Source organism: Burkholderia sp. BCC0044 (assembly GCF_902832955.1).
Classification (GTDB): domain Bacteria; phylum Pseudomonadota; class Gammaproteobacteria; order Burkholderiales; family Burkholderiaceae; genus Burkholderia.
This window is the reverse complement of the sequence record NZ_CADFDO010000001.1, coordinates 1,756,128-1,774,384: the sequence shown is the minus strand read 5'-3', so window position 1 is coordinate 1,774,384 and position 18,257 is coordinate 1,756,128. Positions and strand designations below refer to the sequence as shown.

General features: G+C 69.1%; 17 protein-coding genes. 7 read left to right on the top strand and 10 right to left on the bottom strand.

Annotated elements, in window-relative coordinates; genetic code table 11:
• Nucleotides 1-16: 16 nt before the first annotated feature.
• The gene (locus tag HWX14_RS07955; protein ID WP_175882228.1) at nt 17-1,204 is read right to left on the bottom strand and encodes a UbiH/UbiF/VisC/COQ6 family ubiquinone biosynthesis hydroxylase; all 1,188 of its coding nucleotides are present in this window, start codon (nt 1,202-1,204) and stop codon (nt 17-19) included.
• Between the two features lie 37 nt (nt 1,205-1,241).
• A complete protein-coding gene (locus HWX14_RS07950) occupies nt 1,242-2,627 on the bottom strand; it encodes an aminopeptidase P N-terminal domain-containing protein (protein WP_175882227.1) in 1,386 nt (461 codons plus the stop codon).
• A gap of 187 nt (nt 2,628-2,814) precedes the next feature.
• On the opposite strand from HWX14_RS07950, the gene HWX14_RS07945 reads away from it, so the two are divergent.
• The gene (locus tag HWX14_RS07945) at nt 2,815-3,426 is read left to right on the top strand and encodes a glutathione S-transferase N-terminal domain-containing protein (protein ID WP_175882364.1); all 612 of its coding nucleotides are present in this window, start codon (nt 2,815-2,817) and stop codon (nt 3,424-3,426) included.
• A gap of 107 nt (nt 3,427-3,533) precedes the next feature.
• On the opposite strand, the gene HWX14_RS07940 is transcribed toward HWX14_RS07945, so the two are convergent.
• From HWX14_RS07940 to HWX14_RS07930, 3 genes are all read right to left on the bottom strand, one after another.
• Nucleotides 3,534-5,153 carry an FMN-binding glutamate synthase family protein gene (locus HWX14_RS07940; protein ID WP_175882226.1) on the bottom strand — a complete coding sequence of 540 codons (1,620 nt, stop codon included), beginning with the start codon at nt 5,151-5,153 and terminating at the stop codon, nt 3,534-3,536.
• A 120-nt stretch (nt 5,154-5,273) separates the two neighbouring features.
• Nucleotides 5,274-6,449, bottom strand: coding sequence for a tRNA 2-thiouridine(34) synthase MnmA (mnmA, locus tag HWX14_RS07935; RefSeq protein ID WP_175882225.1), 1,176 nt, complete (start codon nt 6,447-6,449; stop codon nt 5,274-5,276).
• The gene (locus HWX14_RS07930; RefSeq protein ID WP_175882224.1) at nt 6,446-6,955 is read right to left on the bottom strand and encodes an NUDIX hydrolase; all 510 of its coding nucleotides are present in this window, start codon (nt 6,953-6,955) and stop codon (nt 6,446-6,448) included. The genes mnmA and HWX14_RS07930 overlap by 4 nt, the downstream gene beginning before the upstream one ends.
• 290 nt (nt 6,956-7,245) lie before the next feature.
• Between HWX14_RS07930 and HWX14_RS07925 the strand changes: the two genes are divergently transcribed.
• The 3 genes from HWX14_RS07925 to HWX14_RS07915 are packed head-to-tail and all read left to right on the top strand — an operon-like array spanning nt 7,246 to nt 10,174.
• A complete protein-coding gene (locus HWX14_RS07925) occupies nt 7,246-8,385 on the top strand; it encodes a Re/Si-specific NAD(P)(+) transhydrogenase subunit alpha (RefSeq protein ID WP_175882223.1) in 1,140 nt (379 codons plus the stop codon).
• An 11-nt stretch (nt 8,386-8,396) separates the two neighbouring features.
• Entirely contained in the window at nt 8,397-8,723 is a 327-nt protein-coding gene (locus HWX14_RS07920; RefSeq protein ID WP_012327914.1) for an NAD(P) transhydrogenase subunit alpha, read from the top strand.
• The gene (locus HWX14_RS07915; protein WP_175882222.1) at nt 8,720-10,174 is read left to right on the top strand and encodes an NAD(P)(+) transhydrogenase (Re/Si-specific) subunit beta; all 1,455 of its coding nucleotides are present in this window, start codon (nt 8,720-8,722) and stop codon (nt 10,172-10,174) included. The genes HWX14_RS07920 and HWX14_RS07915 overlap by 4 nt, the downstream gene beginning before the upstream one ends.
• Nucleotides 10,175-10,263: 89 nt before the next feature.
• On the opposite strand, the gene HWX14_RS07910 is transcribed toward HWX14_RS07915, so the two are convergent.
• Nucleotides 10,264-11,184 (bottom strand): LysR family transcriptional regulator, encoded by a 921-nt coding sequence (locus HWX14_RS07910; protein WP_175882221.1) that lies wholly within the window; start codon nt 11,182-11,184, stop codon nt 10,264-10,266.
• 89 nt (nt 11,185-11,273) lie between these two features.
• On the opposite strand from HWX14_RS07910, the gene HWX14_RS07905 reads away from it, so the two are divergent.
• A complete protein-coding gene (locus HWX14_RS07905; RefSeq protein WP_175882220.1) occupies nt 11,274-12,197 on the top strand; it encodes a carbon-nitrogen hydrolase family protein in 924 nt (307 codons plus the stop codon).
• Nucleotides 12,198-12,275: 78 nt separating this feature from the next.
• Here the strand turns inward: HWX14_RS07905 and HWX14_RS07900 are convergent, their stop codons facing one another.
• Both HWX14_RS07900 and HWX14_RS07895 read right to left on the bottom strand, forming a co-directional pair.
• The gene (locus tag HWX14_RS07900) at nt 12,276-12,962 is read right to left on the bottom strand and encodes a YafY family protein (protein WP_006497518.1); all 687 of its coding nucleotides are present in this window, start codon (nt 12,960-12,962) and stop codon (nt 12,276-12,278) included.
• 73 nt (nt 12,963-13,035) lie between these two features.
• Nucleotides 13,036-13,440, bottom strand: coding sequence for a VOC family protein (locus HWX14_RS07895; RefSeq protein ID WP_175882219.1), 405 nt, complete (start codon nt 13,438-13,440; stop codon nt 13,036-13,038).
• 177 nt (nt 13,441-13,617) lie between these two features.
• On the opposite strand from HWX14_RS07895, the gene HWX14_RS07890 reads away from it, so the two are divergent.
• Together HWX14_RS07890 and HWX14_RS07885 are read left to right on the top strand one after the other, a co-directional pair.
• Entirely contained in the window at nt 13,618-13,950 is a 333-nt protein-coding gene (locus tag HWX14_RS07890; RefSeq protein ID WP_175882218.1) for a metalloregulator ArsR/SmtB family transcription factor, read from the top strand.
• Nucleotides 13,943-14,407 carry an SRPBCC family protein gene (locus tag HWX14_RS07885; protein ID WP_175882217.1) on the top strand — a complete coding sequence of 155 codons (465 nt, stop codon included), beginning with the start codon at nt 13,943-13,945 and terminating at the stop codon, nt 14,405-14,407. Before HWX14_RS07890 ends, HWX14_RS07885 begins: the two co-directional genes overlap by 8 nt.
• 74 nt (nt 14,408-14,481) lie before the next feature.
• Here the strand turns inward: HWX14_RS07885 and HWX14_RS07880 are convergent, their stop codons facing one another.
• Nucleotides 14,482-15,786, bottom strand: a complete 1,305-nt coding sequence (locus HWX14_RS07880; RefSeq protein ID WP_175882216.1) for a class I SAM-dependent RNA methyltransferase — start codon at nt 15,784-15,786, stop codon at nt 14,482-14,484.
• 154 nt (nt 15,787-15,940) lie between these two features.
• Nucleotides 15,941-18,055: a site-specific recombinase gene (locus HWX14_RS07875; protein WP_175882215.1), complete on the bottom strand. Its 2,115-nt coding sequence runs from the start codon at nt 18,053-18,055 to the stop codon at nt 15,941-15,943.
• Nucleotides 18,056-18,257: the final 202 nt, after the last annotated feature.

Sequence of the window (18,257 nt, the reverse complement as noted above, 5' to 3'; positions counted from 1 at the left end):
TGCGGTGCGCCGCGCGTCAGTTGCGCTGGCCGAACATCATCTGGCGCGCGATCAGCTTCTTGAGCGGCGGCACGAATTCGAGCGCGGTGAGCGCCGCGCCGCGCAGCAGCGGAAGCGGGCCCGAGTCGACCGTAAACAGCCGCGCGAGCGTGTCGGTCGCGCCGATCGTGAAGCGCCGGTCGAGCGCGCGGCGCGCGTTGAAGGTCGCGAGCGCGGTCGCTTCGAAGCCTTGTGTGGACAGCGTGTCGACGAGCGTATGCGCATCGCGCAGCCCGAGGTTGAGCCCCTGGCCCGCCACCGGGTGCAGCGTCTGCGCGGCATTGCCGACGATCGCGACGCGGCCGCTGACGAGCGTCTGCGCGGCGTTCAGGCCGAGCGGGAACGATGCGCGTCCGGCGATCGCGACGAACGCGCCCATGCGTTCGCCGAACGCGTTGCCGAGTTCGCGCAGGAACGCATCGTCGGGCAGCGCGGCGCGGCGCGCCGCCTCGTCGGGTGTGCAGCACCACACGAGCGAATAGTCGGCCTGGCGCGGGCCGCCGAGCGGCAGCAGCGCGAGCGGGCCTTCGTGCGTGAAGCGTTCCCACGCGACGTGCGGGCGCGGCGCCGAGACCGTGACCGTGCCGACGAGCGCGGTCTGTCCGTAGTCGCGCCGGTGCTTGCCGACGTCGGCCTGCTGTTCGTGGAACAACCCGCCTTCGGCGTTGACGACGATGCGCGCGCGCAGCGTGCGCTCGCCCTGCGGGCCGTCGAGCGTCAGCGTGACGCCGTCGGCGTCCTGCTGCGGTGCGCGCGCGGTGGTCGACGTGAGCCAGTCGACGCGCGTGCCCCGCACGGCGCCCGCGAGCGCCTGCACGATCGAGCCGTAGCGCACGACGTAGCCGAGCGCGGCGAGCGCGTGTTCGTCGCGTTCGATCAGCGTGCGGCCGAAATGGCCACGCTGCGACACGTGGATATGTTCGATCGGCGTGGCGTCGGCGGGCCACGCGAGCGTGTCGAGCAGCACGCGGCTGCCGTGCGACACGGCGATCGCGCGCGGGTCGTTCGCGCTCGCGGCCGGTTCGCGCGCATCGATCAGCGCGATCGATGCATGCCGGGTCGCGCTGCGGCGCGCGAGCCAGCCGGCGAGCGCGAGCCCGACGGGGCCCGCGCCGACGATGGCGAGGTCGTAATCCGGCGTGGCCGGGGAGGAAGCGGTCGTCATCTTGATTCGTGAAACGGAGGGAACGGTCGGCGGCCGGTCATGCGTCCGCGCGCATCAGCGCCTCGATCTCGTCGGCCGCGACCGGCACGCCGCGCGTGATCAGCTCGCAGCCGTGCTCGCGCACGATCGCGTCGTCCTCGATGCGGATGCCGATGTTCCAGTACTCGGACGGCACGTCGTCGGCCGCGCGCACGTACAGGCCGGGCTCGACGGTCAGCGTCATGCCGGGCTTCAGCGTGCGCCACGGCAGCGCGCCGTTCGCGTCGCGCTCGGCGAGCCGCTCGCGATAGTCGCCGCAGTCGTGCACGTCCATCCCGAGCCAGTGGCCCGTGCGGTGCATGTAGAAGCGCGTGTACGCGCGCTCGGCGATCACGTCGTCGACGCTCGAGAAGCGCGTTTTCGGGATGATGCCGGTGTCGAGCAGCCCTTGCGCGAGCACGCGTACGGCCGCGTCGTGCGGCGCCTCGAACGGCACGCCCGCGCGCGTCGCGTCGATCGCGGCCTGCTGCGCGGCGAGCACGATGTCGTACAGCGTGCGCTGCGCGGGCGAGAAGCGGCCGTTGGCCGGGAACGTGCGGGTGATGTCCGACGCATAGCCGTCGAGTTCGCACGCGGCATCGATCAGGATCAGGTCGCCGTCCTGCGCGGCCGCGTTGCCGGCCGGGTAGTGCAGCACGCACGCATTCGCGCCGGCCGCGACGATCGAACCGTACGCGGGCGCCTGCGCGCCGTGCTTGCGGAACAGGTACAGCAGCTCGGCCTCGAGCTCGTATTCGTGGATGCCCGGGCGGCACACCTGCATCGCGCGGCGGTGCGCGAGCGCGGAGATGTGCGCGGCGCGCATCATGATCGCGAGTTCGTGTTCGTCCTTCACGAGCCGCATGTCGTCGAGCAGCGGCGTGAGGTCGAGCAGCGCGTCCGGCGCGGCGACGCCGGTGCGTGCCTGCGCGCGCACCGCGTCGATCCAGCCGGCGAGCTGGCGCTCGAACTCGGCCGATGCGCCGAACCGGTAGTGCACGGTGCCCGCATCGGCGAGCAGGCGCGGCAGTTCGGTGTCGATCACGTCGACCGCGAAGGCCGCGTCGAAGCCGAACGCGTCGCGCGCGGCGTCGGGCCCGTAGTGAAAGCCTTCCCAGATCTCGCGGTCGACGTTTTTGGCGCGGCAGAACAGGATCGATTCCGGCGCGCCGTGCGGCGCGGCCGCGTTCAGCACGAGCACGGCATCCGGCTCGGTGAAGCCCGTCAGGTAATGGAAGTAGCTGTCGAACCGGTACGGGTAGGCCGTATCGCGGTTGCGCAGCATTTCCGGCGCGGTGGGGACGATGGCGACGCCGCCGCCCGCGGCACGCAGTGCGGCAAGCACGCGTTCACGGCGCTGGCGGTAGACGTCGACGGCGATGGCGGTATCGAGGGGCGCATTCATCGTGCGATTGTAGCGCCGCGCGACGCGGTGCGGGAGCGTGGGCCCGGAAGCCGCGCCGGCCAAGGCCCGCGCGGCGGCTGTTGCAAACCATCCACAGGCCGGACCGGCGATTTTCTGCCCGGCCGCGCGGGCCGGTTATGATCGGCGACAACGTATACTCTCGGCGGTTCCCTTAAAAAGGCAGATGATGAAATTAATCGGTTCGCTCAGCAGCCCGTACGTCCGAAAGGCGCGGATCGTGCTTGCTGAAAAGAAGATCGACTACAAGCTGGAGCTCGAGAACGTGTGGGCGCCGGAGACGAACATTCATGCATCGAATCCGCTCGGCAAGGTCCCGTGTCTCGTGATGGAGGATGGTGCCGCGGTGTTCGATTCCCGCGTGATCTGCGAATACGTCGATACGCTGTCGCCGGTCGGCAAGCTGATTCCGCCGTCGGGCCGCGAGCGCGTCGAAGTGCGCTGCTGGGAGGCCCTGGGCGACGGCGTGCTCGACGCAGCGGTCGCGATCCGTCTCGAACACACGATGCGCGACGAAGCGCAGCGCAGCGCGAGCTGGATCGCGCGCCAGCAACGCAAGATCGACGACGCGCTCGTCGCGATGTCGCAGGGTCTCGGCGGCAAGACGTGGTGCGTCGGCAATCACTACACGCTCGCCGACATCGCACTCGGCTGCGCGCTCGGCTATCTCGACTTCCGGATGCCCGAGCTCAACTGGCGCGATCGCCACCCGAACCTCGACAAGCACTTCGTGAAGCTGCTGCAGCGACAGTCGTTCGCCGATACGCTGCCGCAGAACTGAGCCGCGTCCCGGTCTTCACGCATGCGGCAGACGAAAGAAAAGCGCCCCGCGGGGCGCTTTTCTTTTTGCGGTGCGGGCCGCTGCCGCAGCGGCGCGGCACGCGCGCGTCATTCGATCGACGCGTACACGGCTTCGCCGAGCGTGAACGAATCGCTGCGTGCGATCGGCCACCACTTGTCGTACAGCGAGAAGCCGCAGGTCTGGCCGTCGAGCAGCGCACCGGGTTTCAGGTATTTCAGCAACTGCGACATCAGCCGCACCTCGTGCGGCGCGACCCGCTGCACGATGTGATGCGCGCGCAGCTCGGACGGATGCGCGAGGCCGGCCGCCTGCACGAGTTCCTGCAGCGCATGCAGCGTATTGCGGTGGAAGTTGTATACGCGCTCGGCCTTGTCGGGCACGACGAGCGCGCGCTGGCGCACCGGGTCCTGCGTCGCGACGCCGGTCGGGCAGCGGTCGGTGTGGCAGTGCTGCGCCTGGATGCAGCCCACCGCGAACATGAAGCCGCGCGCCGAGTTGACCCAGTCCGCGCCGATCGCGAGCGTACGCGCGATGTCGAACGCGGTGATGATCTTGCCGCTCGCGCCGAGCTTCACGCGATCGCGTACGCCGATCCCGACGAGCGTGTTGTGCACGAGCAGCAGCCCTTCCTGCAGCGGCACGCCGACGTGATCGGTGAATTCGAGCGGCGCCGCGCCCGTGCCGCCTTCCGCGCCGTCGACGACGATGAAGTCGGGCACGATGCCCGTCTCGAGCATCGCTTTCGCGATCCCGAAGAATTCCCAAGGATGGCCGATGCACAGCTTGAAGCCGGTCGGCTTGCCGCCGGACAGCGTGCGCAGCCGCTCGACGAATTCGAGCAGCCCGCGCGGCGTCGAGAATTCCGAGTGCGTCGCGGGCGAGATGCAGTCCTTGCCCATCGGCACGCCGCGCGTCTCGGCGATTTCCGGCGTGATCTTCGCGGCCGGCAGCACGCCGCCGTGGCCGGGCTTCGCACCCTGCGACAGCTTCACCTCGATCATCTTGACCTGCGGATCGGCGGCCTGCTTCGCGAACTTGTCGGGGTTGAACGTGCCGTCGTCGTTGCGGCAGCCGAAGTAGCCGGACGCGATTTCCCAGATGATGTCGCCGCCGTTCTCGCGGTGGTACTTCGACAGCGAGCCTTCGCCGGTGTCGTGCGCGAACCCGCCTTTCTTCGCGCCGAGGTTCAGCGAGCGGATCGCGTTCGCGGACAGCGAGCCGAAGCTCATCGCCGAGATGTTGAAGATCGAAATGTCGTACGGCTGCGCGCGCGTCGCGCCGACGCGGATGCGGAAATCGTGGTTCGGCAGTTTCGTCGGCGCGAGCGAATGGCTGATCCATTCGTGCGCGACGGCCTTCACGTTCAGCTCGGTGCCGTACGGGCGGTTGTCGGCGACGTTCTTCGCGCGCTGGTAGACGAGGCTGCGCTGTGCGCGCGAGAACGGTTTTTCGTCGGTGTCGTCCTCGACGAAGTACTGGCGGATTTCAGGTCGGATGAATTCGAACAGGAAGCGGAAGTGGCCCCAGAGCGGGTAGTTCCGCAGGATCGCGTGGCGGTCCTGGTTCAGGTCGTACAGGCCGAGCGCGACGAGGGCGATGGGGATGGCGAGCCAGAGCCAGGAGAGGATGTGGATCGACGCGAGCGCAGCCGCCGCGACGAGCAGGAGGACAGCGCACCACATCGCGAGGTAGCGTCTTGAAAGCATGGGGGACTCCGTAAGAATCTTGAAATGCCGCCATGCGTACGCTGCGAAAGCGGCGCGCCGGCCGCGGCGGAATCGTGTTCCGCCGGGCGCGGCGTGCCGCAAGTCTAAACCGAATGGATGTCAGCGTGCGTCGGCGAGCGCCGGCGCGTGGCCCGCCGCCGCAGCCCGACCAAGCTGGCCGGTGGCCGCGAACTCGATGATGCCGCCGCCGAGGCAGATCTCGCCGTCGTACAGCACGGCCGACTGGCCGGGCGTGACGGCCCACTGCGCGTCGTCGAACGCGAGCGAGAAGCGCGCTTCGCCCGCCGGGCCGGCTTCCGCGGCGCCTATCGCGGCCCGACCGAACGCGCACGCCGCATCGGCTTGCCGATAGCGCGTCTTCGCACCGCACGCGAAACCGTCCGCCGGCGGCTCGCCGGCGACCCAGCTCACGTTGCCGGCGACGAGCTCGCGCGACAGCAGCCACGGATGATCGTGGCCCTGCACGACGTACAGCGTGTTCGACGCGATGTCCTTCGCGGCGACGAACCACGGTTCGCCGCTGCCGCTCTTGCTGCCGCCGAGGCCGATGCCCTTGCGCTGGCCGAACGTATAGAACGCGAGGCCGATGTGCTCGCCGACCACCTTGCCGTCGGGCGTCTTCATCGGGCCGGGTTGGGTCGGAAGATAGCGGTTCAGGAAATCGCGGAACGGCCGCTCGCCGATGAAGCAGATGCCGGTCGAATCCTTCTTCTTCGCGTTCGGCAGCCCGATCTGCGCGGCGATCTCGCGCACCTTCGTCTTCGGGATCTCGCCGAGCGGGAACATCGTCTTCGACAGTTGCGCCTGGTTCAGCCGGTGCAGGAAGTACGACTGGTCTTTCGTATGATCGAAGGCCTTCAGCAGTTCGAAACGCCCGTCGCGCTCGCGCACGCGCGCATAGTGGCCGGTCGCGATCATTTCCGCGTCGAGCGACATCGCGTGGTCGAGGAACGCCTTGAACTTGATCTCGGCGTTGCACAGCACGTCCGGGTTCGGCGTGCGGCCGGCCGAGTATTCGCGCAGGAACTCGGCGAACACGCGGTCCTTGTATTCCGCGGCGAAGTTGACGGCTTCCACGTCGATGCCGATCAGGTCGGCCACCGACACGACGTCGATCCAGTCCTGGCGCGTCGAGCAGTACTCGCCGTCGTCGTCGTCTTCCCAGTTCTTCATGAACAGGCCGACCACGTCGTAGCCCTGTTCCTTCAACAGCCACGCGGTCACCGACGAATCGACGCCGCCCGACATGCCCACCACTACGCGACGTTTGCTCATTTGCCGACCGCCTGACGTTCGAATGCCTCGGGGCGCGGAGCGACCGAATGCGTATGCACGAAATCGAGCGGAATGCGCCGCCCGGCGAGATAGTCGTCGACGCAGCGCATCACCGCGGGCGAACGATGGCGCTCGCCGCAGGCGCGCAGCTCGTCGGCCGTCATCCACAGCGTGCGGACGATGCCGTCGTCGAGCACGTGGCCCGCGACCGGTTCGCCGGCCGTGCCGCAGAACGTGAAGCGCAGGTAGGTCGCGCCGGCGGTGCCGGGGCGGTCGTAGTGCGCGAGATAGACGCCGACGAGCGCGTCGGGCGTGAACGGGTGCGCGGTTTCCTCGAGCGTTTCGCGGATCACGGCGTCGGCGAGCGTCTCGCCGGCTTCGAGATGACCGGCGGGCTGATTGATGCGCAGGCCCGTCGAGGTTTCTTCCTCGATCACGAGAAAGCGGCCGGCGCGCTCGACGAGCGCGGCGACCGTTACATGCGGGGTCCAGATTTCGGGTTTCATGGTTCGGCATTTTACCGGTTGCGCCCGAACGCTGCCGGTCGTTCGCCGCCGGCCGCCCGTCAGACGATCCGACCCTCGCACATCGTCCGCCGCGGCATGCGTGACGGCATGGGCCAAGCGCATGTCGCATTCGAGCACGATCGTGCGGAAAGTGCTGGCGGGGCCATCGCTTTCGGTTAAAGTGCAGCGTGAAAGCCGTTGCTCGTGAGCCGGTAAGTCAGCCTGTCCGGCTCGTTGTGCAGTAAAGAACGCAAGAAAAGAAATACTGACAATGACTGGAGGAACTGACGATGCATATTGGAGTGCCTGCTGAAACGCGGGCCAACGAGGCGCGTGTGGCTGCGACGCCGGAAACCGTGAAGAAATACGCGGCGGCCGGCCATCGGGTCAGTATCGCGAAAGGGGCCGGCAGCGCCGCCAGCTATCCCGACGAAGCCTATGTGGCCGCCGGCGCCGAATTGACCGACCAGTCGGCCGCTTTTGCTGCCGAGCTCGTGCTGAAGGTCCAGGCGCCCACCGACGCCGAACTGCCGTTGCTCAAGCGCGGCACCGTGCTGGTCGGCATGCTCGAGCCGTTCAACGGCGAGCAGGCGGCGCAACTCGCCGCGGCCGGCGTGACCGGTTTCGCGCTCGAGGCCGCGCCGCGCACGACGCGCGCGCAGAGTCTCGACGTGCTGTCGTCGCAGGCGAACATCGCGGGCTACAAGGCCGTGCTGGTGGCCGCGTCGCTGTATCCGCGCTTCATGCCGATGCTGATGACGGCCGCGGGCACCGTGAAGGCGGCGCGCGTGCTGATTCTCGGCGCGGGCGTCGCTGGCCTGCAGGCGATCGCGACCGCGAAGCGGTTGGGCGCGGTGATCGAGGCGTCCGACGTGCGGCCGGCCGTGAAGGAGCAGATCGAGTCGCTCGGCGCGAAATTCCTCGACGTCCCGTTCGAAACCGACGAAGAGCGCGAAGCTGCGCAGGGTGTCGGCGGCTATGCGCGCCCGATGCCGCCGTCGTGGCTCGGCCGCCAGGCCGCGCTCGTGCACGAGCGTGCGAAGCAGGCCGACATCGTGATCACCACCGCGCTGATTCCGGGCCGTCCGGCGCCGACATTGATCTCGGTCGAAACGGCGCAATCGATGAAGCCGGGCTCGGTGCTCGTCGATCTCGCGGCCGGCCGCGGCCCGGAATTCGATGGCAGGAAGAGCGGCAACTGCCCGCTGACCGTCGCCGACCAGGTGATCGTGCACAACGGCGTGACGATCGCCGGCTACACGAACCTGGCCTCGATGGTCGCGTCGGACGCGTCGGCGCTGTATGCGCGCAACCTGCTCGACTTCCTGAAGCTGATCGTCACGAAGGAAGGCGCGCTGAACATCGACCTGACCGACGATATCGTCGCCGCGACGCTGCTGTGCCGCGACGGTGAAGTCACGCGCAAATAACGGAGGAGACCATGGAAGTCATCAATCACACGGTGATCAACGTGATCATCTTCGTGCTGGCGGTGTACGTCGGCTACCACGTCGTGTGGAACGTCACGCCGGCGCTGCATACGCCGCTGATGGCCGTGACCAACGCGATCTCGGCGATCGTGATCGTCGGCGCGATGCTCGCGGCGGCGCTCACCGTCGGCGCGACCGGCAAGTTCTTCGGCACGCTCGCGGTCGCGCTCGCGGCCGTCAACGTGTTCGGCGGCTTTCTCGTGACGAGGCGAATGCTCGAGATGTTCCGCAAGAAGGAGCCCAAGCGTATCGAGGGCGGCAAGGAGGGCGCGCGATGAGCATGAACGTCGTTACGCTGCTGTACCTCGTCGCGTCGGTGTGCTTCATCCAGGCGCTCAAGGGGCTGTCGAATCCGAAGAGCGCGCGGCGCGGCAACCTGTTCGGGATGGTCGGGATGGCCATCGCGATCCTCACGACGATCGCGCTGATCGTCAAGCAGGCCGCATGGCTCGGCGCGAACCTGCCGCTCGGCCTCGCGCTCGTGCTCGGCGCGTTGATCGTCGGCGGGGGCGTCGGGGCATTCGTCGCCGCGCGCGTCGAGATGACGAAGATGCCGGAACTCGTCGCGGCGATGCACTCGCTGATCGGTCTCGCGGCCGTGTGCATCGCGTATGCGGTCGTGTCGGAGCCGGAGGCGTTCGGGCTCGTGCCGCAGGACGCGGTGTCGTCGAGCTTCATCCCGTACGGCAATCGCGTCGAGCTGTTCATCGGCACGTTCGTCGGCGCGATCACGTTCTCCGGTTCGGTGATCGCGTTCGGCAAGCTGTCGGGCAAGTACAAGTTCCGGCTGTTCCAGGGCGCGCCGGTCGTGTACGCGGGCCAGCACCTGATCAACCTGATGCTCGCGATCGCGATGCTCGGCTTCGGCATCCTGTTCTTCATCACGCAGGCGTGGCTGCCGTTCATCATCATGACGGCGATCGCGTTCGTGCTCGGCGTGCTGATCATCATCCCGATCGGCGGCGCGGACATGCCCGTGGTCGTGTCGATGCTGAACTCGTACTCGGGCTGGGCGGCGGCCGGCATCGGCTTCTCGCTGAACAACGCGATGCTGATCATCGCCGGCTCGCTGGTCGGCTCGTCGGGCGCGATCCTGTCGTACATCATGTGTCACGCGATGAATCGCTCGTTCTTCAACGTGATTCTCGGCGGGTTCGGCGGCGAAGCGGCGGCCGGCGGCGCGGCGGGCGCGCAGGAGCAGCGGCCGGTGAAGTCGGGTTCGGCCGACGACGCGGCGTTCATGCTGGGCAACGCGGAATCGGTCGTGATCGTGCCGGGTTACGGGCTCGCCGTCGCCCGTGCGCAGCACGCGCTGAAGGAGCTGACCGACAAGCTGGTCGAGAAGGGCATCGACGTGAAGTACGCGATCCACCCGGTCGCCGGGCGGATGCCGGGGCACATGAACGTGCTGCTCGCGGAAGCCGAAGTGCCGTACGAGATCGTGCACGAGATGGAGGACATCAACGGCGAATTCGGCCAGGTGGACGTGGTGCTCGTGCTCGGCGCGAACGACGTGGTGAACCCGGCCGCGAAGAACGATCCGAAATCGCCGATCGCGGGGATGCCGATCATCGAGGCGTACAAGGCGCGCACGGTGATCGTCAACAAGCGCTCGATGGCGGCCGGCTACGCGGGCCTCGACAACGACCTGTTCTACATGGACAAGACGATGATGGTGTTCGGCGATGCGAAGAAGGTCATCGAGGACATGGTGAAGGCCGTCGACTGACGCACGCCCCGGCTACGCGGCGCCCGCTTCGATGCGCGGGCGCCGCGCCCCGGAGAGGCCCGACCGGCGCAAGCCGGCCGGGCCTTTTTTCATGGTGCGACGAGGCGTGCGACGCAGGCGGCGATCGTGTCGCGCACGCGCACGATCGCCGGGTCGCGCTGCGTGCTCGTGCGCCAGCCGATCTCGACCGGATAGCGCGGCAGGTCGACCGGGCACGCGAGCGCGCGCAGCGCGGTCGCTTGCGCGATCGCATGCGCCGCATGCGCGGGAATCGTCGCGACCGCGTCGGAGCCGGCGAGCAGGTACGGCAGCGCGGCGAAATGCGTGGTCGACGCCGCGACGCGCCGCTTGTGGCCGAGCGCGGCCAGCGCCTCGTCGACGATCCCGATCACGCCGCCCGACGACACGAGCAGGTGGTCGCGCCGCAGGAAATCGGCGAGCGTCAGCGTGCGCGGCGCCCGCGCGCGGCCGGCCGGATCGATCAGGCACGCGTAGCCGCCGGTGGCGACCGCGCGTCGGCTGAGCCCGTTCGCCGAGAACCCGCCCGACGCGATCGCGAGATCGACGCCGTGCCGCAGCAGCGCGTCGCCGGCGATGCCGCTGTGCGTCTGCCGGAAGATCAGCCGGATGCCGGCGGCTTCGCGCGCGACCGCGTCGATCAGCGCGCGGCCGAGCGCGATCTCGAAATCGTCGGACAGCCCGATCGAGATCGTGCGGCCGACGCGGTCGCCGCCGTCGGCCGCGATCGCGAGGCTTTCGCGGCAGCGGTCGAGCGCATCGGACAGGATCGGCTTCAGTTCGTCCGCGCGCGGCGTCGGCGCGAGCCCGCGGCCGGTGCGGACGAACAGCGGGTCGGCATAGATCACGCGCAGCCGCCCGAGCGCCGCGCTGACCGCCGACTGCGTGAGATCGAGCCGCAGCGCCGCGCGGCTCGCGCCGCCTTCCTCGTACAGCGCTTCGAACACTTTCAGCAGGTTCAGGTCGAGGCCGGCGATATCATCTGTATTCATGTCAATTATCGTTGTATCGATTTGATCGATGACATCTTATCGATAAAGATGGCGGCATCCCATTCACCGCATTCACCGGAGACGCCTTCATGTCCACCTCAGTCATCGCCGCGCTGCAGATCGGCGCATCGCCCGCCGGCACGCGCGCCACGCTCGACACGATCCTCGGCTACGAAACCGCGATCCGCGACAGCGGCGCGTCGCTGGTCGTGCTGCCCGAGGCCGTGCTCGGCGGCTATCCGAAAGGCGAGATCTTCGGCACGCGGCTCGGCTACCGGCTGCCCGAAGGGCGCGACGCGTATGCGCGCTACGCCGCGCAGGCGATCGACGTGCCGGGGCCGGAAACCGACGAGCTGGCCGCGCTGTCGCAACGCACGGGCGCGAGCCTCGTGGTCGGCGTGATCGAGCGCGGCGGCAGCACGCTGTACTGCTCGGCGCTGTTCTTCGATCCGCGCGACGGGCTCGTCGCGAAGCACCGCAAGCTGATGCCGACCGGCACCGAGCGGCTGATCTGGGGGCAAGGCGACGGCTCGACGCTGCCGGTGGTCGACACCGCCGCGGGCCGCGCGGGCGCCGCGATCTGCTGGGAGAACCACATGCCGCTGCTGCGCTGCGCGATGTACGCGAAAGGCGTGCAGATCTGGTGCGCGCCGACCGTCGACGAGCGCGACGTGTGGCAGTGCTCGATGCGGCACATCGCGCACGAAGGGCGCTGCTTCGTGGTGAGCGCGTGCCAGGTGCAGCCGTCGCCGCGCGCGCTCGGCATCGACGTGCCGGGCTGGGACCCGGAGCGGCCGCTGATCCGCGGCGGCAGCGTGATCGTCGGGCCGCTCGGCGACCTGCTGACGGCGCCGCTGATCGGCGAGGCCGGGCTCGTGACCGCGCGGATCGACACCGACGAGCTCGTGAAGGCGCGCTACGACTTCGACGTCGTCGGCCACTACGCGCGTGCGGACGTGTTTTCGCTGCACGTCGACGAGCGGCCGAAGCGGCCGGTGGTGTTCGGCGGGTAGCCCAGCGGGGCCGGGCGCCACATGGCGCCCGGCAAACGAAGGGGTGGCGTGCGTCCGCCGTCTTGCCACGTCAGCGCGTCAGCGCATCGGCGCTTCCGCGATCCGCATGTAGTCGGCGATCCGCCGGCCTTCCATGTCCGGAAACTGCTCGTGCACGGTGATGTCGCCCATCCGCGCGATGTCGAAGGTGCGGAAATCGTCGCGCAGCTCGCACCACGCGCCGATCGTCCAGCGCCCGCCCCAGTAGACGAGCCCGAGCGGCCACACGCGACGCTGCGAATGCGCGCCGAGCCGGTCGCGATAATCGAAGCTGACGATGTGGCGCGTGTCGATCGCCTGGTGGATCGCATCGACCTTCGCGCAAAACGTTTCGTCGATGTGGAACGACGGCGCGAACACGGGCAGCCGGTCGAGCGCCGTGCGCTTGTCGGCCGGCATCGCCGACGCGATCTTCGCGAGCGCCGAGCGCGCGCCGCTCGCGAAGCGCGCCCCGCCCCAGGTCTCGAGCATGCGCGCGCCGGTGGCGAGCGCCGCCAGCTCCTCGGCCGTGAACGTGAGCGGCGGCAGGCTCGCGTTGCGGTTCAGCCGGTAGCCGATGCCGGCTTCGCCTTCGATCGGCACCCCTGACAGTTGCAGGTCGCGCACGTCGCGATAGACCGTGCGCGGCGACACCGACAGCCAGTCGGCCAGTTGCTGCGCGGTCGTGAGACGACGCCCGCGCAACAGCTCGGCGATCTGGAACAGGCGGTCGGCACGGCGGGTCATGACAGCACCTCGATTCCTCTGGCAACGGGGACTTCGCGATGATAGCGCCGCGCCGGCCCGCTGACCGCCGCGCTCAGTGGCATTTCGGCGCATGCAGGCCGACGCGGTTGCCTTCCGTGTCGATCAGGTAGCCGACGTAGCCGTAGTTGTTCGGCAGCTCGACGACCGAGCCCTGCACGACGCCGCCCGCGCGCTTCACGCGTTCGAGCGCCGCGACGACCGATTCGCCGGCGTTCAGGTAGACGAGCACGCCGTTCGCGCTCGGCTTGATCTGCTGCGGATCGAACACGATGCTGCCGCCCGTGCTCGACGCGTCGCGGTCGAACGTCGCCATCGGCACGCCGCCGATGACCGCGCGCTGCAACGTGGTTTGCAGCACGGTTTCGTAGAAGCGGATCGCGCGGTCGAAATCGAGGGACGGAATGTCGAACCAGGCGATCGCGCGTTCCGGGGTGGCAGTGGCGGTTGCTGACGTCATGACGAGCTCCTTGTTACGTTGTTTGCGTTGTTATTCGGATTCGGTGTGGAAACCAGCCTGCATTGCGCCGGGATTGCAGTGTGATCGCGGGCTGCTGACACCGTATTGTCAGTAGAGTTGTCATCCTTGACATGCAACTATTTGGTTGCATAATAAGGTCATCGACCCGGGAGCGGCATGGATCTCGTTTTCAAGGCGCTGGCCGACGCCACGCGCCGTCAGTTGCTCGATCTGCTGCATGCAAAAAACGGCCAGACCGTGTCCGAGCTGTGCGACGGGCTCGCGATGAGCCGGCAGGCCGTGAGCAAGCATCTCGCGCTGCTCGAGGCCGCGAATCTCGTCGCGACGACGTGGCGCGGCCGCGAGAAGCTGCATTACCTGAATCCGGTGCCGATCCATGACATCGCGGAACGCTGGATCGGCAAGTTCGAGCGTCAGCGCCTGCAGGCGCTGGCGGATCTCAAGCGCGGGCTGGAAGCGCCGCGCGACACAGGAGATGACGATGGGTAATCCCGCCTTTGTGTACGTGACCTTCATCGCGGCGACGCCCGAGCGCGTGTTCGACGCGCTGACCAACGCCGAGCTGACGAAGGACTACTGGGTGCGGCATCGCAACGCGTCGCCCGACTGGCGGCCGGGCTCGCGCTGGGAACATCAGGACTACGACGATCCGTCGCGGGTCGACATCGTCGGCGAAGTCGTGGAGAACGATCCGCCGCATCGGCTGGTCGTCACGTGGCGCGCGCCGTCGGGGGACGGCGAGGAATCGCGCGTGACCTATCTGGTCGAGCCGCACGAAGGCGTCGTGAAGCTGACCGTCACGCACGACGGGCTCGTACCCGGTTCGGAGATGGACCGCGGGATTCGCGGCGGCTGGCCGGTCGTGCTGTCGAGCCTGAAGACGCTGCTCGAGACGGGGCATGCACTGCCGTTCACGAAGGCGCGCTGGTCGCAGTCGAAGCACTGACCGGCCGCGGAAAAGCACAGGGGCCGCGATGGCGGCCCCTGACACGTCGTTGCTTGCGGACGCGGACGGATGGCTTACGCGTCGTCGCCTTCCGGCGCGGCCGCGCGTGCCTTCACGCTGCCGGCGATCAGGTCGAAGCGGAACAGCCGGCATTCGAGCGCGCCGTTGAACAGCGGCGTCTTGGCCGATTCGCGCAGCCGCAACTGGCCGGGCAGCGAACGGTCGGACGTCAGCAGGAACGCCTGCCAGCCGGTGAAGCGTTGCTTCAATGCATCGCCGAGCGCGTTGAAGAACTCGCTGTCCGGCGCGTCGGTGTGCGTGCGGCGGAATGCGTCGTCGTTGCCGCGGTTGCGGCCGGTTTCGCGCACTTCGCCGCGCGCGCTGCGGCCGCGCACCTCGATCCGCTCGCCGTACGGCGGGTTCGCGAGGAGGATGCCCGGCCCGTCGCACGGCGGCGTCATCCCGCGCGCGTCGACCTGCTTGAGCCACACCGACGGCACGCCCGCGCGTTCGAGGTTCGCGCGCGCCTTCTCGAGCATGTCGCCGGAGATGTCGCTGCCGTACACGCCGAGCGCGTCGCCGCGCTTGGCCCGCGCCGCGCGCTTCGCGTCGAGCGCCGGGACCTTCAGCCCCTGCCACGCGGTGATGTCGTACTGCTTGAGCTTTTCGAAGCCGAACCGGCGCTCGACGCCGGGCGCCACGCCGAGGGCGATCTGCGCGGCTTCCGCGAGGAACGTGCCGCTGCCGCACATCGGGTCGTACAGCGCGGTGCCGGGCGTCCAGCCCGTCAGGCGCAGGATGCCGGCCGCGAGGTTCTCGCGCAGCGGCGCCGCGCCCTTGTCGAGACGCCAGCCGCGCTTGAACAGCGGCTCGCCCGACGTGTCGAGGTACAGCGTGCACTCGTTGACGGTCAGGAACGCGAACACGCGCACGTCCGGCGCACCGGTGTCGATGCTCGGGCGCGAGCCGGTCTTGTCGCGCATGCGGTCGCAGATCGCATCCTTCACGCGCAGCGTCGTGAATTCGAGGCTCTTCAGCGGCGACTTGATCGCGGTGATGTCGATCCGCAGCGTCTGCGTCGACGCGAACCAGCGTTCCCACGGCTGCTCGAGCGCGAGCGCGTAGACGTCCTGTTCGTTGCGGTACGCGCCGTGCGCGATCTTCAGCAGGATCCGGCTCGCGATCCGCGAATGGAGGTTCGCGGCCATGCCGGCGGCCCAGCCGCCGCTGAAATGGACGCCGCCCGGCACCTGCGCGCCCGCGGTGAACGGCGCGCCGTTCAGGTGGCGGCCGGCGATTTCGGCCAGCTCGGCGGCAAGCGCCGCTTCGAGGCCGCGCGGGCAGGGGGCGAAGAATTCGAACAGGGTGGGCGAGGACATAAGGCGGGTGAGGACGTGCAAAAGTCCACTATTGTACGCGGCGCGGGCGACCGGGGCCGGCGTTTCGGCGCGGCGGCGTCGGCGCGGCCGCCGCTCGCGCGTGCCGGGAGGGCGGGGAGAGCCGGCCGGGCAGGCGCCGCTGCGCCGCCGCCGGTCAGTGCGCGCCCGGCTGGCCGGCGCGCGCGGCGGGGTTGGCCGCCGGCCAGAACAGCACGAGCGGATTCGACAGCACCGTGCGGACGATCGCCGCGACGAGCGCGCGCACCCGGGTCGGGCGCAGGCTGCGCGAGCGCACGGCCATCGTGAACGCGAGCGCGAAGCTCACGAGCACGTTGAGGATCGCCATGCTGAGCACCCCCGCGCCGGCCCACCACAGCTCGGGCGTGCCGAGCGCATCCTTGCCGAGCACGCCGAGCGCGACCCCGATCGACCCGGCCGACAGCGTCACGTGCCGCACCTCGAACGGGAACATGAACACGGTGACGATCGCCGGGACGAGGCCGAGCATCAGGCCGAGGCCGACGTTCGCGACCACGCCCGCGACGTTCGAGCGGCAGAAGTGCGCGAGCTTCGCGGCGCCGGCCGCGCCGAGCGTCAGGCGCAGCCGGCGGTTGTACGTGAGCGCGTCGCCGACCCGGTGCAGCACGAACCAGTTGTCGGCCCAGCCCGCGAGCAGGCTCGACGCCCACAGCAGCACGCCCGTGAGCGCCGCGTAGAACGGCGTCGGGCCCAGCAGCGAGAACGAGTGCAGCGTCGCGTGCGCCTTCTCGGGCGAGATCAGGTTCGCGTGCAGCACGTTGCTCGCGAACAGCTGCACGAGCAGGCACACGGGCAGCACGACGAGCACGTTGCCGGAAATCGCGGCCGCCTGCGTGCGGATCAGCGCGATCACCGACGCGACGAACGCCTTCACGCCTTCCTCGTGGCCCGTCTCGTCGAGCTCGCGGGCGAGCGTCGGCGCGGTCATCGCGGGCTGCTTGGTCGCGAGCGTGAAGTGCAGGAAGTGCATCAGCATGAAGCTGGCCGCGTAGTTGACGCCCGCGAGCAGCCCTTCGAGCATCGACTGCAGGTGCGCGCCCGTGATCGCGAACTTCACGCACACGGTCACGACCGTGACGAGTCCGCCGCCCGCGGCCATCCGCAGCATCTTCAGGTACTCGGCACGGCCGCGCGAGATGTAGTGCTCGCCGGTGTCCGCGTTGGTCTCGACGAGCTTGCGCGCGAACAGCGAGAAGTTGCTGCGCACGAGGTGCGCGACGCTCTGGCTGCTCTGGTTCGCGTCGACGAGTTCGGCGGTCAGGTGCGCCATGCCGCGCAGGTCGTCGCGCGCCATCCACGCGTTCAGCAGCATTTCCGCGCGCAGGATGCGCATGCGCATCCGTTCGACTTGGAACACGATGTCGACCGACACGCCGTTGCGGTACAGGTGCGCGAACACGTCGTCGACGGCGATCCGGCATTCGTCGAGCAGCACGCGCAGGTAGTTCACCTCGTGCAGCAGCTTGCTCGGGTCGCCGCCGTCCTCGACGGCCGCATGCGCGGTCTCGACCGCGAGCATCGCGCGCGTGAGGCGGTAGAACGGCTGCGTTTCGAGCGGCTTGCGCGCGTCGTCGTCGGAGAGCCGGCTGCGTACCGTCTGCGACAGGCCGGTCGAGCTGATCTGGCAGGTCAGGTTGTGCAGCGCGGCCAGCAGGTCGCGCGAGAACGAGCCGGGCTCGTGGCGCTCTTCTTCGGTGACGTCGAACGAGAACAGGTCGGTCAGGCGCGCGAGCAGGTCGTCGGGCAGCGCGTCGATCCATTTCGCGTCCTCGGGCGTCGGGAACATCAGCGTGAACAGCGCCGACAACTCGCGGCGGTTCGGCGCGGGCGGGATCAGCGACGAGTCGATCCGCTCGAACAGCGCACCGAAGAAGCCCGAATGCACCGGCATGCCGGCGTCGCACAGCAGCGAGATGCCGTCGCACTCGCGCAGGATGCCGCGCACGATGCGCGCGGCGTGCGCTTTCCACGCGGGATTGCGGTCGAGCACGTGGAACAGGTAGCGCAGCCGCGCATGGGCCGGATACGCGCGCGTGTCGGCGTCACGCTCGGCCGGCGCGTCCTGCACGGTGCCGGTGCGGCGCAGCCAGTGCGCGAGCTCGATCAGCCATTCGCTGCGCTCGGCGTACGACGCGTCGGCATCGGCGCTGGCGAGCAGCGCATCGAGCTGGTGACCGGCATTGCGCGACGCGCGCCACTTCTTGATCAGGGTCGTCAGGGAACGAAACATAAACGGAATAGCGAAAGCCCGGGACGGGCGGGTTCGGGATGCCGGCCGGGGAAACGGCGCGGCGCCGGTGAGAACGGGTGAGACGGGGCCGGTGGCCGGACGACGCGCGCGGCGACCCGCGATGCGGCTGCCCCGCCGCGGTGCACGCGGTTCGCGTGCGGGTACCGGCAGGCACGGCGGTCGGGCCGAACGCGGCCCGGCG

What these genes read in the sequence shown, in the direction of transcription:
- HWX14_RS07955 (WP_175882228.1), bottom strand. Translation starts at nt 1,204, where the DNA reads ATGACGACCGCTTCCTCCCCGGCCACGCCGGATTACGACCTCGCCATC.
- HWX14_RS07950 (WP_175882227.1), bottom strand. Translation starts at nt 2,627, where the DNA reads ATGAATGCGCCCCTCGATACCGCCATCGCCGTCGACGTCTACCGCCAG.
- HWX14_RS07945 (WP_175882364.1), top strand. Translation starts at nt 2,815, where the DNA reads ATGAAATTAATCGGTTCGCTCAGCAGCCCGTACGTCCGAAAGGCGCGG.
- HWX14_RS07940 (WP_175882226.1), bottom strand. Translation starts at nt 5,153, where the DNA reads ATGCTTTCAAGACGCTACCTCGCGATGTGGTGCGCTGTCCTCCTGCTC.
- mnmA (WP_175882225.1), bottom strand. Translation starts at nt 6,449, where the DNA reads ATGAGCAAACGTCGCGTAGTGGTGGGCATGTCGGGCGGCGTCGATTCG.
- HWX14_RS07930 (WP_175882224.1), bottom strand. Translation starts at nt 6,955, where the DNA reads ATGAAACCCGAAATCTGGACCCCGCATGTAACGGTCGCCGCGCTCGTC.
- HWX14_RS07925 (WP_175882223.1), top strand. Translation starts at nt 7,246, where the DNA reads ATGCATATTGGAGTGCCTGCTGAAACGCGGGCCAACGAGGCGCGTGTG.
- HWX14_RS07920 (WP_012327914.1), top strand. Translation starts at nt 8,397, where the DNA reads ATGGAAGTCATCAATCACACGGTGATCAACGTGATCATCTTCGTGCTG.
- HWX14_RS07915 (WP_175882222.1), top strand. Translation starts at nt 8,720, where the DNA reads ATGAGCATGAACGTCGTTACGCTGCTGTACCTCGTCGCGTCGGTGTGC.
- HWX14_RS07910 (WP_175882221.1), bottom strand. Translation starts at nt 11,184, where the DNA reads ATGAATACAGATGATATCGCCGGCCTCGACCTGAACCTGCTGAAAGTG.
- HWX14_RS07905 (WP_175882220.1), top strand. Translation starts at nt 11,274, where the DNA reads ATGTCCACCTCAGTCATCGCCGCGCTGCAGATCGGCGCATCGCCCGCC.
- HWX14_RS07900 (WP_006497518.1), bottom strand. Translation starts at nt 12,962, where the DNA reads ATGACCCGCCGTGCCGACCGCCTGTTCCAGATCGCCGAGCTGTTGCGC.
- HWX14_RS07895 (WP_175882219.1), bottom strand. Translation starts at nt 13,440, where the DNA reads ATGACGTCAGCAACCGCCACTGCCACCCCGGAACGCGCGATCGCCTGG.
- HWX14_RS07890 (WP_175882218.1), top strand. Translation starts at nt 13,618, where the DNA reads ATGGATCTCGTTTTCAAGGCGCTGGCCGACGCCACGCGCCGTCAGTTG.
- HWX14_RS07885 (WP_175882217.1), top strand. Translation starts at nt 13,943, where the DNA reads ATGGGTAATCCCGCCTTTGTGTACGTGACCTTCATCGCGGCGACGCCC.
- HWX14_RS07880 (WP_175882216.1), bottom strand. Translation starts at nt 15,786, where the DNA reads ATGTCCTCGCCCACCCTGTTCGAATTCTTCGCCCCCTGCCCGCGCGGC.
- HWX14_RS07875 (WP_175882215.1), bottom strand. Translation starts at nt 18,055, where the DNA reads ATGTTTCGTTCCCTGACGACCCTGATCAAGAAGTGGCGCGCGTCGCGC.